Source organism: Brochothrix campestris FSL F6-1037 (genome assembly GCF_000525915.1).
Taxonomy (GTDB): domain Bacteria; phylum Bacillota; class Bacilli; order Lactobacillales; family Listeriaceae; genus Brochothrix; species Brochothrix campestris.
Genome location: NZ_AODH01000019.1, coordinates 25,634 through 38,287, shown reverse-complemented (window position 1 = coordinate 38,287; position 12,654 = coordinate 25,634). Strand labels below are relative to the sequence as shown.

The window sequence follows — 12,654 nt, the reverse complement described above, 5'->3', positions numbered from 1 at the left end:
ACTATTTTCCGTCGCAAGCATTTAACTGAAAGTTGAGAGCTTCTGGTTGAAGTAACTGGAAAAAATTAAAGTGAATGAAACCGTTTAGAAACCACCCAAGTACCATTAAATGAGTTCATCTTATAGAACTTAGTTTAAATAAAGGAGTCCTCCGTCTAACAGAGGACTCCTTTATTACTTACGAGCGGCTAATAGTTAGCTGACCAAGTTCTTCAGCAATCATATTTAATTCATTGGTACTGAAGGTTGTTCGTTTCATTACAAATGTATAAATATCGTGGAGTTCTTCATAATCGTTCAAATCAATTGTCCGGTGCGCCATGACTTCTGCATTGATCATTTGCAGTTTGGTTGTAATCGTTTGTAACATCACCGTGACGTTTTCTGGTGTAGCTTCGTTCATCGACATAACTCCCCTTCTTAATTAGTATGGGATAAATTGTAGCATAAAAATGTTTTGCTGTGTAATGTGTTGGGAATTATAACAGAAAGAAGGTGTGCAAATGACAAAGGTAAAACTGTTTTTTAGTTATTTTTTTTAAAAATCTAACAAAGGTCGATATTACGGCCGTCGGTGGGCAATTAGCCTATTTCTTTTTTCTCTCATTATTTCCGCTCTTATTATTTTTCTCAGCTTCAATTTCATACTTACATATCAATGAAGAAAGTGTTTATAAAATGATGGCGGAGCTCGTTCCCCATGAAATGTATGATTTAATTCATGGCTTGGTTGAAAGTTTGTTAAATCATCAAAATGCGAGTTTATTATCACTCGGGATTTTAGGGACGATTTGGTCAGCTTCTAATGGTGTAAATGCAATCGGAAAAGCGTTGGATCATATTTATAACACGACTGAACCGCGTCATTTTATTATGCAGCGCATCATGTCGATGGTTTTTATGGTTTTTTCTTTTTTTTCTTAGTCGGTATCGTTGCGATTGTCGGTGTATTCGGTCGACAAATTGGTGTGTTCATCTCGAAACGTTTGCAATTTGATGTTAATATTTTTGAACGCTATGATATTATGCGTTGGGGCATCGTTGTGCTCGGTATTTTTGTAGCCTTAGTTTTATTGTATCGCTTTTTGCCACATCATAAAATTAAATTTAGAGAAACACTAATCGGTTCAGCCTTTACATCGATTGGTTGGTTAGTGTTCTCGTATTTATTCTCAATTTTTATCGATAATTTCAGCAATTACTCAGCAATTTATGGTAGTATTGGAGCGGTCATCATTTTAATGTTATGGTTTTATTTATCAGGCATTATTGTGTTAATCGGAGGGATGATCAATGCAGCCTATGCAACGTATCGCAAAACGTTATTATCTAAAAAACAATTATTTGATGTTAAAACGCATGAATAAAGCGTAAATTTAATGAGATATAAGTCACTTGTTAGTTATGGTTTTAGGAGGAAATGAAAATGAAAGAAGTAAAAACGCAACAATTTAGTGTCGGCCAAAAAATGACAGTTATTATTAAACGAATTGGTATTAATGGCGAAGGGATTGGCTACTTTGATAACACGATTGTGTTTATAAAAGGAGCTTTACCAGGCGAACGTGTCGTTGCTCAAATTAGTAAGGTGTTTCCAAAGTATTTAGAAGCTGAAATGACAACTATCGAACGGGAGTCACCCGATCGGATTCAACCACTTTGTCCCATTTATGAAGAATGTGGTGGTTGTCAGTTGCAACATTTAATTTATGATAAACAGCTTGTAATGAAACGTGACATGATACGTCAAGCGTTTCAAAAGCATACGAAAATTCCAATGGATAAGTTAAAAGTTAAACATACGGTCGGGATGAAAAACCCTTGGGCTTATCGCAATAAGAGTCAGTTCCAAGTGCGTGAAGTTGATGGTGTTATTAAAGCGGGACTTTATCAACAAGAATCGCATCATTTAATTGATATCGAAGAATGTGTTGTTCAGCAACCACATACAACACAAATCACAGCCTTTATTAAACAACAGTTGCAACAATTAAATGTGCCTATTTACGATGAAGAAAAAAACAGCGGCATTGTTCGGACGATTGTTGTACGCGAGGCGAAAAATACGGATGAAATTCAAGTCGTCTTTATTACAAACAGTAAAAAACTACCGCGTAAACGTGAGTTAATTGAAAACTTACGCACAGCTTTTCCGCAAATTGTATCGGTGATGCAAAATGTTAATCAAGAAAAGACGTCGCTTGTATTTGGGGAAGAAACGTTTGTTTTAGCGGGTAAAGAAACGATTTCTGAAACGATGACAGGCATTAGTTACGATTTATCAGCGCGTGCTTTCTTCCAATTGAATCCTGAACAAACTGAAAAGTTATATCGTAAAGTGGCAAATGTCCTCGAACTAAAAGGAACGGAAACAGTCGTGGATGCGTATTGTGGTGTCGGAACAATCGGTCTTTCATTAGCGCACGCAGTTAAAGAAGTACGAGGAATGGATATTGTTGTTGACGCGATTGAAGATGCGCAACGCAATGCCGCTCGTGCCAACATCACGAATGTTCAGTATGAGGCTGGTAAGGCTGAAGAGATTATGCCACGCTGGGTTAAAGAAGGTTTTAAACCGGATGTCGTAATTGTCGATCCGCCGCGTTCAGGCTGTGATGATGCCTTATTAGACACACTCAAGCAAGTACGTCCGCAAAAAATTGTTTACGTTTCATGTAATCCGTCAACCTTAGCGCGAGACGTGCAACAATTAACACATCATTATACGATTAAAGAAGTGACACCGTACGACATGTTCCCGCAAACAGCACATGTGGAGTCGGTGACATTACTCGAATTGAAATAAAGCAGCAACACATCGAAACTTGTTTTCGATGTGTTTTTTTGAATGTGTTGAGCTGTCAAAAAAGACCGTTTAGTTCGCTTTTTTTGAGCTATATGTTATAGTGTTTTTTTGTTATAGTAGATAAATGTTTATTAATAAGGTGCAAGGAGCGGTTAGATGATTAGGTTAGCAACTGAAGCAGATATTAAACCAATTATGATGATAGTGAAAAAGACAATTGCAATGATGCAAGCTGAAAACAATTTACAATGGGATGAGACATATCCAAGCTATGAGGTATTCGAAAATGATATTAGACGAAATGAATTATATGTGTTTGAAGCGGATATGGAAGTGCTTGGATTTATTTGTATTAGTCCAGAGACAGATGATGAATATGCAACGATTGAATGGGCGAGTAAACAGCGCGCAACGGTCATTCATCGTTGCGCGGTTTCGACTAAAAGTCGTAGCCAAGGAATTGCCTCACAGTTATTTGCCTTTGCTGAACAAAAAGCGGTGACAACTAGTCAAGGGTATTTGAAAAGCGATACGTATGTGACAAATGAGAAAATGCGTGCATTTTTTGCCAAGAAGGATTACGATTTCAAAGGCATCATGAAACGTCCAGAATTACCGTTTGAATTTTATTGTTACGATAAGCAGTTATAACGAAAAGCTGTCCTACACATGATTAGGACAGTTTTTTTTATGCCTTTAAAACTTTTAATTCTATTGACCATCGTATATAATTTTAGGAAACGGTAGGTGATATAAAGGAGGCCAATGATGTTTTATGTGTATTGTCAACTTGAAAATGAACGCCTGAATAAAATAATCAATCGCCAAATCATCCAATGGTTTTATTCAATTGATCATCAAGAGGTTAAAATTAGCAAGTTTCCCAATGCATTCTGTTATGGCGATACGGTTATTCAATTTATCGATGAACATCATAGTGAGCAACTAGCTATAAGTTTGGCAAGGTGTTATACGGTTTATGTCTATGAAAAGGAACGTGAGATTTTAGCGTTATTACAGAACAGCCATGAAATATATACAATCATTGATGAAAAAGAAAACGAACAGGTTATAAAGTCAACTGTTGCTTTAGTCGTTGAGAAGTTATTGTGTCAATATGTTTTAGTAGGTGACTTCAATCGACGGAAATTAGCGATTAAACAAGCTAATCATGTGTATTTGGTCGACTTCAATGATATTTTTTATTTTGAGCATGTCATGCATTTACGAAAAATAAAGGTTGTGTGTCGTCAACGGAATTACTTATATCGTACGAGTTTAGCAGCGGTATCTGATAAATTACCCTCCTCATTTTTTAGATGTCATCATGGTGTGATTGTGAACTTAAAACAAATAATGTCGGTTAATCGGCAAGAACAACAAATTTATTTTCCGCAAAATAAAAAAGTACACACATCGGTCCGCGGTTACTATCGTTTGATGAAACGTTTAAAAGAAGAACCATAAACAACAATCCCCAGTCATTGCAATTTCATGACAGGGGACTGTTGTTTATGGAAATGAGCGAGAAGCAACTTAAGCGTGCTGTTATTGTGAAATGATTTGTAATTCTTTTGGATAGGTTGTTAATGAAATAACGCCGTCTTTAGTGACAACAACATCATCTTCAATTCGAACACCGGCAACGTTAGGTAAATAAATACCAGGTTCAATCGTAAAGACCATGTTTTCTTCAAGAATCATTTCGTTGGTATCAGTAATTGACGGGAATTCATGGCAGGTAATACCTAAACCATGCCCAAGTCGATGCGTGAAGTAATCACCGTAGCCGGCATCGGTAATCGTTTGACGAGCAGCCATGTCGATTGTTTTCGCGGAAACGCCAGCTTTAACGGTATTCATTGCAGTTAATTGCGCTTTTAAAACAGTATTGTATATTTCTTCTTGTTCTTGTGTAATCGACCCAAAGGCTACAGTCCGAGAAATGTCGGACGCATAACCTTTGTGCATCACACCAAGGTCGAATAAGACCAAATCACCATTTTGAATTTGTGTTAAGCCGGGATTACCATGAGGCGAAGCGGCGTTAACACCTGTTAAGACCATCGTTGCGAATGACATTTCAGTGACGCCTTTTTTCTTCAATTCATATTCGATTTCAGCAATAATATCAAGCTCAGTTTTACCTTCAGCTAAGGCAGCGACACCAACTTCAACGGCATAATCAGCGAGCGCTGCGGCTTCTTTCATGATTGCTAATTCATCAGGAGACTTAATGACACGCATGCCATTAATCAAGTCATTACCATTACTAAATGTAGCATTTGGAAAAGCGGCTTGTAATTTCAAGTAGCGTTCAACAATCAGATGATCTTTTTCAATCATGATGGCGTTAACATCGGTCGTACGAGATTTAATAAGGTCAGTAATTAAGTCAAATGGTTCTTGGCTATCAGTGTAACCATTAATGTCAAATTCCCAACCGGATGCTTTTGCATCACTAACATCAAGTGCTGGTGCAAATAGTAACGGAATCGTATTTGCGAAAATAAAAAGCGCCAATACGCGTTCGTGTGGATCGCTATGGAAACCTGTAATGTAACCAATGTTATGCGGATTAGAAATATAAGCAAAATCTAAGTTGTTATCTCTTAAGTGTTGTTGGATTGTGTCAAGTTTGTTTAGCATAGTAAGTCCTTTCTTGTTACCTATAATCTGATAAATTACCGTTTCAGTGTACCATAAAATAGAATGTAATGCATTATGTTATGAGCATGCGTCGGACTGCTGTTCTGTGTTATAATTTTAAATAAATCAAACTATAACAGAAACGCGGCAAAAACAAATGAAAACGAGTGTGACGAGAGGGGTTGTTAGTTGGTGACTACGAAACACGAATTGATTATGTCGTATATAGAAAAACTGCCAGTAGGAGACAAGATTTCTGTAAGGAAAGTTGCGCAAAACATGCGCGTCAGTGAGGGGACTGCTTATCGAGCGATTAAGGAAGCTGAAAATGCAGGTTACGTCAGTACGATAAAGCGTGTTGGAACGATTCGAATTGAACGAAAAATCAAAGAAAATATCGAAAAATTAACCTATGCTGAAATTCTGAACATGACTGACGGCCAAGTGTTAGGTGGGCGGACAGGACTCCACAAAACGTTGAATCGTTTTGTGATTGGCGCGATGACGATTGAAGCAATGGAACGTTACGTTGAAGCGAAACATTTGATAATCGTCGGAAACCGTGTCAATGCTCAAAAATTGGCACTCGAAAAAGGCGCAGCAGTTTTAATTACGGGCGGATTTGGCACGAATGATGAGGTCATAAAATTAGCGAATGAACTCGAATTGCCAATTATATCCACCTCGTACGATACTTTTACGGTAGCGACGTTAATCAACCGTGCGATTTATGATCGTCTCATTAAAAAAGAAATTTTGTTTGTGTCTGATATATTAAAGCCGATCACAGAGGTGACCGCGCTTCAAAGTACAAACACGGTGGCGACCTATTATCAATTACAGGAATCAACGGGACACAATCGTTACCCTGTTATTAATAAAAATGGTCGTTTGGTTGGTGTCGTATCACCAAAGGATATTAGTGATCACCCAAGTACAACAGCGATTGATAATTTAATGACACGTCACCCCATTGTCGTTGGTGAACAAATGACGGTGCCTTCAGTTGCGCATATGATGATTTGGGAAGGGATTGAACTAATTCCCGTCGTGAAAGAAAATCAAACGTTAGTAGGGATTGTTAGTCGTGAAGATGTCTTAAAAGCAATGCAATTAATGCAACGTCAACCACAAATCGGCGAAACGCTAGACGATACGATTGTGAATCAATTTATTTTTCCCGAAAGTAGTTACAGCAAAGATGAAACCTTTAAATTTAAAGTAACACCCCAAATGACAAATCATATCGGAACTTTGTCGTATGGTGTATTATCGCAAACGTTATGTGAAGTAGTACAACAAATGATGACAAGTGCGAAACATCAAAATATGATGATTGAATCAATGACAATTTACTTTTTGAAACCGATTCAAATGGATAGTTTATTAGAATTCGAACCCTTGTTACTTGAGCAAAGTCGTAAAACGGCAAAAATAGATATTACTGTTAAAGTTGATAATCAAATTATGAGCAAGGCATTAGTGTCTGTTCAAATTATTGAAAGGTAAGTGAAGCTGATGAAACAACAGATTTTAAATAAAATCAAAGCGTATGATACTATTATTTTACATCGACATGGGAGACCAGATCCTGATGCCTACGGTTCACAATGTGGCTTAGCTGAAATTATTATGGCAAGTTTTCCCTCGAAAAAAGTTTATCGTGTCGGACAGCCTGAAGAATCATTAGCCTTTTTAAGTGATCTTGATGAAATTGATGATAGCATATATCAAGAGGCACTTGTCATTGTACTAGATACAGCGAACGCACCTCGGATAGATGATGACCGTTTTAACTTGGGTAAAGAGTTGATTAAGATTGACCATCACCCAAATAATGATGTCTACGGTGATATCGTTTGGGTCGACACAAACGCTTCGTCGACGAGCGAAATGATTTGTGAATTCCAGGCAGAGTTTGCGGACGAATTACAAATGACAGCGACAGCAGCGCGGTTATTATTTACAGGAATTGTCGGCGACACAGGACGTTTTATGTTCCCAAACACAACATCGCGTACGTTTAGTTATGTCTCAACTTTGGCGTCTTATGATTTTGATCGCTCGGCTATCTTTAATACAATGTATAAAAAAGACATTCGTGTCTTACGTTTCAGTGGCTATGTCTTGCAACATTTTAAGCTGTCTGAAGCAGGAGTTATCTATTTGAAAATTACGCCTGACCTGCTAGAGCAATTCGCGATTAGTTCGGATGAAGCCGCGATGCTCGTTAATTCAGTGGCACAAGTTGAAGGCGTGAAAGTTTGGGCCTTTTTCGTCGAAGAACCAGAACGTATTCGTGTGCGTATTCGCTCTAAAGCGATTACCATTAATGAGATTGCTGCAAAATACAACGGTGGAGGACATAATTTAGCTTCGGGTGCAACAGTCTATTCATGGGCAGAAGCCGATTGCTTAATTGCTGATTTAGAAGCGGTGTGTCAATAACTGTCTGTTTATCCGCTTAAGTTTATAGAATAATTTAAAAAAAAGGCCTCGACGAATTAACGTCGAGGCCTTTTGGATTGTAGACAAAGTCCAAACAGACTTCATTTTCTTTCGAATGCGATTACAGTAATTTTGTGTATCAGATGATGAGATTGAATAGAGATACTGTTATATCCTCTAGCTTAATCAGCCAACAGCTAGTAAGTTTCACTCCCTTACTTGCCGATAGTAAATAATCGGAAAATGCGGTAGTTCTAATTTATACGCGGTTAAACGAGCTGCTATCACTTTCGTTTCTCCAGTTCTATCTGTTTGCTGTCACGTCGATATCTAATTCAACCGGGCAATGATCAGAGCCAAGAACATCGGCGTGAATGGTAGCGGATGTCATCTGTGATTTAAGTGCATCGCTTACTAAAAAGTAATCAATGCGCCAACCAGCATTGTTTGCCCGGGCATTGAAGCGGTATGACCACCAAGAGTAGGCACCGGTTAAATCGGGGTAGAAATGACGGAAACTGTCGGTAAAACCTTGCGCAAGTAAATAGCTAAAACAATGACGTTCATCATCAGAAAAGCCGGGATTATGACGGTTGTTTTTCGGATTTTTTAAGTCGATTTCCTTATGAGCAACGTTTAAATCGCCACAAAGGATAACTGGCTTTTGTTCTTTAAGAGCGACTAAATAGTCGGTTAGGTCATGTTCCCATTTAATGCGGTATTCTAAACGTGCCAACGCTTGTTTGGAGTTAGGTGTGTATACCGTGACGAGATAGAAATTAGCATACTCAAGCGTAATGACACGTCCTTCATGGTTATGTTCATCTTGCTCAATACCGTAACGAACAGAAAGAGGCTCATGCTTCGTAAAGATGGCTGTTCCCGAATAGCCTTTACGATCAGCGTAGTTCCAATAGCTGTGGTAGCTTGGAAAAGAAAGGTCGATTTGACCTTCTTGCAGTTTTGTTTCTTGTAGACAGAAAAAATCGGCCTCACTGTTGATGAAATACGCTTCGAAATTTTTTTTTGACAACCGCTCGTAAGCCGTTGACGTTCCATGAAATAAACTTCATTTTATCACCTCGGTTAATTGTTAATGCAAGACTGCATGTGTTGCTCTTAATATAGCATTTTAAACTTGAAAATTACAATAATCAAAATATCATTTGAACGTCCTTTCCCTTTTGTGAAAATATTGCGTATAATGAAGATGAAAAGGCGGATGGAAACATCGCTCAGAAGATCAGAACGATTAGGAGGCTTTTAACATGACCAATTATACTCATTTGCAGGTGGCAACTGCCTTCGATTTGCTATCGAGCACATTAAAAATAGAAGAACTTGTAAAAACAGCAGCTCAGTTAGGCTATCAATCGCTCGCAATGACCAATCAAAATCACTTATATGGTGCCTTAAGTTTTAAGAAGGCATGTGAAGCTTACGGGATCAAACCGTTATATGGCATGCAGATTGAGGTTGAACAACCAATCGGTGAAGTGGCGTCACTACCGATGCTTGTTATCGCTCAAAATACGGCAGGTTATCACGACTTAATGAAAATGACAAGTGCGTTGCAAACAGAAGAATGCGCTTTTTTACCGAAAAAATGGTTCGATGCTTATGCCGAGAATATGAGTGTTATTTTACCCGTATCACCCGCGCTCGAACAACTCATCGAAGAAGAGCGACTAGCAGTCTTAAGTCAATTTCCAACAGCCTACTTAGGTGTTTCTCAACCGGAAGCTGAGGTTACGCAATGGGCGTTTGCGGCGGAGAGCGATACAGTTGTTGTTAGTGATGTGCGTTATTTAAAGCCGGAGGACGTTAAAAGTTTAGCCGTATTAGAAGCGATTCGTGACAACACGATTATAAATTGGGAAACACTGGCTCCTACAGGAACGCATTATTTTACGAGTCCAACAGAATTAGAAGCGTTATGGCAAACACCAGCACAACGTGAAGCACTTGAACGAACCGCCACAATCGCAGACCTAAGTGAGGTGACGATTGAACTCAATCAAACGTTGTTACCGAAGTTCAAAACGCCAGATGGTCTTGAGGCAAAGGTGTATTTACAACAATTAGCCGAAGAAGGCTTACGCCAACGCTTTAGCAATCCCGCACAACGTTATGTTGAGCGACTGCACTATGAACTCGGTATTATTAATGAGATGGGCTTTAATGATTATTTCTTGATTGTATGGGACCTCATGCATCATGCACAAACAAATGGGATTTTAACAGGTCCAGGCCGAGGGTCAGCAGCAGGTTCACTTGTATCCTATGTATTGCGGATTACCGATGTTGATCCGATTGCGTATCAGTTACTGTTTGAACGTTTTCTTAATCCCGAACGGGTGACAATGCCCGATATCGATTTGGATTTTCCTGATAACCGTCGTGACGAGATGATTGCGTACACAGTTGAAAAATATGGCGTACAGCATGTCGCTCAAATTGGAACATTTGGTACGTTAGCCGCCAAAGCTGCTATTCGTGATACCGCCCGTGTGTTTGGTTTGAACCGGGTTGAATTAAGTGAATGGTCGAATTTATTGCCTCAGCAAGTCGGACTCACTTTAGCGGGTGCGCAAACAGAATCAAAAGCACTGAGTCGCCATATTAATAGTAGTAAGCGCAATGAAGAAATTTGGCGGATTGCACAAACGATTGAAGGGTTGCCTCGTCACATGTCGACTCATGCCGCCGGTGTTATTATTAGTGATGCCCCATTAATTGATTATGTTCCGTTGCAAAAAGGGAGTGCCGATGCGTTACTGACACAATATCCAATGGGTGATCTAGAAGAAATAGGTCTGCTGAAAATGGATTATTTAGGTTTACGCAACTTGACGATGTTGGCAACGATTATTAAAGCGGTCCGTTACGAACAGCCTCAGTTTGATATTGAAAAAATCTCACTCAATGATACGGAGACGTTAAGGGTGTTTCAAGCGGGTGATACAAACGGTGTTTTTCAATTTGAATCGCCTGGTATTCGCCAAGTGTTGCGACGCCTAATCCCGACCTCATTTGAAGATGTCGTCGCTGTGAATGCCCTTTACCGTCCCGGTCCGATGGAACAAATCAGCACGTTTATTGCACGTAAACATGGCAAAGAACAGGTGTCTTATGCACATCCAGCCCTCGAGGATATTTTAGCACCGACTTATGGTGTTATCGTCTACCAAGAGCAAATCATGCAAATTGCTTCAGCCTTAGCTGGTTTTAGCTTAGGTGAAGCGGATATGCTCCGCCGTGCAGTCAGTAAGAAGAAGGCAGCTGTATTGCAACAACAACGTGAGCGCTTTGTCGCCGGTGCGATTGCACAACAGGTAAGTGAAGCGGTTGCCGAGGAGGTGTACGATCTGATTGTTCGGTTTGCCAACTATGGTTTTAACCGTTCACACTCAGTCGCCTATGCCAAAATCGCCTTCCAATTGGCCTATTTGAAAACCCATTACCCAGCTGCTTTTTATGCTGCCTTAATGACGTCTGTGACGGGTGATGAGTCGAAGTTGACAACTTACATAGCGGAAGGACGTAAACGTGATTTGACGATTTTACCACCATCGATCAATCACAGTTATCATTTTTTCTGCAATGAAGCCGGTGCAATTCGTTACAGTCTGAGCAGTATTAAAAAAATCGGATCACAAACAGTGAAGGTGATTGTGGCTGAACGAAAACGAGCGGGAGCCTTTAAAGATTTATTTGATCTATGCCGCCGTTTACCCGCTAAAATAGCAACGCAACCAATTTTAGAAGCGCTTATTTTAGCAGGAGCCTGTGACGAATGGGATAAGACACGTTCGACCTTATTGGCGACGATTGATTCAGCGTTGAATTTAGCCGACCTCAGTCGCAAGGGCGATTCACCAGTTGATCTATTTGATGAAATCGGTGGTTCGACTTTAGCACTCAAACCGAAATATACCGAAATGCCCGAAATGCCAGCCATCGATCGGTTAACTCAAGAAAAAGACTATTTGGGGATGTATTTATCGAAACACCCACTAACAAGTTACCCGCATCAACTGAAACGTGCGCATGTACAACAATTACAAACGGTTAAATTAGAGCAAACAGCCAATTTCGGGGTGTATGTACACCAATTGAAAGAAACTCGAACTAAAAAAGGCGAGTTGATGTGTTTTATTACGGTGAGTGACCCTAGCACTGAACGTTCAGGTGTGGTATTTCCGCAAGCGTATCGTGCAATGAAAGGTGTTCTTGTCGAAAATAAAGCCGTCATTTTAAACGGAAAAATGAGTGAACGTCAAGGTAAGCAACAGCTTGTTGTAAATAGTATGACGTTGTTAGAAGAAGATGATGCGCCGTTTGCCCCAGCCCAACGATTGTATGTTAACTGTGAGTCAACGCAAATTATTGCCCTAAAAGAAATTTTAGCAACGGAGCCAGGAACAGTGGAAGTGATTGTTGTGGATAAAGCAACCCGCCGTGGTATTGCCTTGAATAATTCATTTAATATTGTAATGACAGAGTCGTTAGCGAAGGCGTTAGATACATTATTATCCCCTTCAGGTTGGGTGATGAAGTAATTGACGATTGCTTTAATTAATGATTAGATGAATCGTCAACAGCTTTTTTTTTTTAGTATATTTGCTCATTTAACTATAATAAGGTATAGTTTTTTAGTGAACAATTAACATTGAGCGATAAAATGGTGCTTAATTAAAGTATCTAGGAGGTAGTTTATTTTGCTAGGAGAACTTTTTTTCGAAACCTAA

At 39.3% G+C, this 12,654-nt stretch carries 10 protein-coding genes and 1 pseudogene; 8 read left to right on the top strand and 3 right to left on the bottom strand.

What is annotated here, in order from left to right:
• Positions 1-178 precede the first annotated feature (178 nt).
• Positions 179-403: a DUF1128 domain-containing protein gene (locus BCAMP_RS04870; RefSeq protein ID WP_198015711.1), complete on the bottom strand. Its 225-nt coding sequence runs from the start codon at positions 401-403 to the stop codon at positions 179-181.
• 128 nt (positions 404-531) lie between these two features.
• On the opposite strand from BCAMP_RS04870, the gene BCAMP_RS13035 reads away from it, so the two are divergent.
• The 5 genes from BCAMP_RS13035 to BCAMP_RS04850 all read left to right on the top strand — a co-directional run bounded on the left by BCAMP_RS13035 (position 532) and on the right by BCAMP_RS04850 (position 4,273).
• Complete coding sequence (locus BCAMP_RS13035) at positions 532-924, top strand: YihY/virulence factor BrkB family protein (RefSeq protein ID WP_084038556.1); 393 nt, start codon at positions 532-534, stop codon at positions 922-924.
• Between the two features lie 5 nt (positions 925-929).
• A complete protein-coding gene (locus BCAMP_RS12525; protein WP_084038554.1) occupies positions 930-1,367 on the top strand; it encodes a YihY/virulence factor BrkB family protein in 438 nt (145 codons plus the stop codon).
• A gap of 59 nt (positions 1,368-1,426) precedes the next feature.
• A complete protein-coding gene (gene rlmD / locus BCAMP_RS04860; protein ID WP_035314136.1) occupies positions 1,427-2,806 on the top strand; it encodes a 23S rRNA (uracil(1939)-C(5))-methyltransferase RlmD in 1,380 nt (459 codons plus the stop codon).
• 156 nt (positions 2,807-2,962) lie between these two features.
• Positions 2,963-3,457, top strand: a complete 495-nt coding sequence (locus BCAMP_RS04855; protein WP_035314134.1) for a GNAT family N-acetyltransferase — start codon at positions 2,963-2,965, stop codon at positions 3,455-3,457.
• Positions 3,458-3,571: 114 nt separating this feature from the next.
• Positions 3,572-4,273, top strand: a complete 702-nt coding sequence (locus tag BCAMP_RS04850; protein WP_084038552.1) for a LytR/AlgR family response regulator transcription factor — start codon at positions 3,572-3,574, stop codon at positions 4,271-4,273.
• A gap of 81 nt (positions 4,274-4,354) precedes the next feature.
• On the opposite strand, the gene BCAMP_RS04845 is transcribed toward BCAMP_RS04850, so the two are convergent.
• Positions 4,355-5,455, bottom strand: coding sequence for a M24 family metallopeptidase (locus BCAMP_RS04845; RefSeq protein ID WP_035314130.1), 1,101 nt, complete (start codon positions 5,453-5,455; stop codon positions 4,355-4,357).
• Between the two features lie 192 nt (positions 5,456-5,647).
• On the opposite strand from BCAMP_RS04845, the gene BCAMP_RS13795 reads away from it, so the two are divergent.
• Both BCAMP_RS13795 and BCAMP_RS13790 read left to right on the top strand, forming a co-directional pair.
• Positions 5,648-6,964 (top strand): DRTGG domain-containing protein, encoded by a 1,317-nt coding sequence (locus BCAMP_RS13795; protein ID WP_035314160.1) that lies wholly within the window; start codon positions 5,648-5,650, stop codon positions 6,962-6,964.
• 9 nt (positions 6,965-6,973) lie between these two features.
• The gene (locus BCAMP_RS13790; RefSeq protein WP_035314129.1) at positions 6,974-7,903 is read left to right on the top strand and encodes a DHH family phosphoesterase; all 930 of its coding nucleotides are present in this window, start codon (positions 6,974-6,976) and stop codon (positions 7,901-7,903) included.
• A gap of 304 nt (positions 7,904-8,207) precedes the next feature.
• On the opposite strand, the pseudogene BCAMP_RS04830 reads toward BCAMP_RS13790, so the two are convergent.
• Positions 8,208-8,976 (bottom strand): annotated as a pseudogene (locus BCAMP_RS04830) (exodeoxyribonuclease III).
• Positions 8,977-9,171: 195 nt separating this feature from the next.
• Between BCAMP_RS04830 and dnaE the strand changes: the two are divergent.
• Positions 9,172-12,465: a DNA polymerase III subunit alpha gene (dnaE, locus tag BCAMP_RS04825; RefSeq protein WP_035314127.1), complete on the top strand. Its 3,294-nt coding sequence runs from the start codon at positions 9,172-9,174 to the stop codon at positions 12,463-12,465.
• The last annotated feature ends 189 nt before the right edge of the window (positions 12,466-12,654 follow it).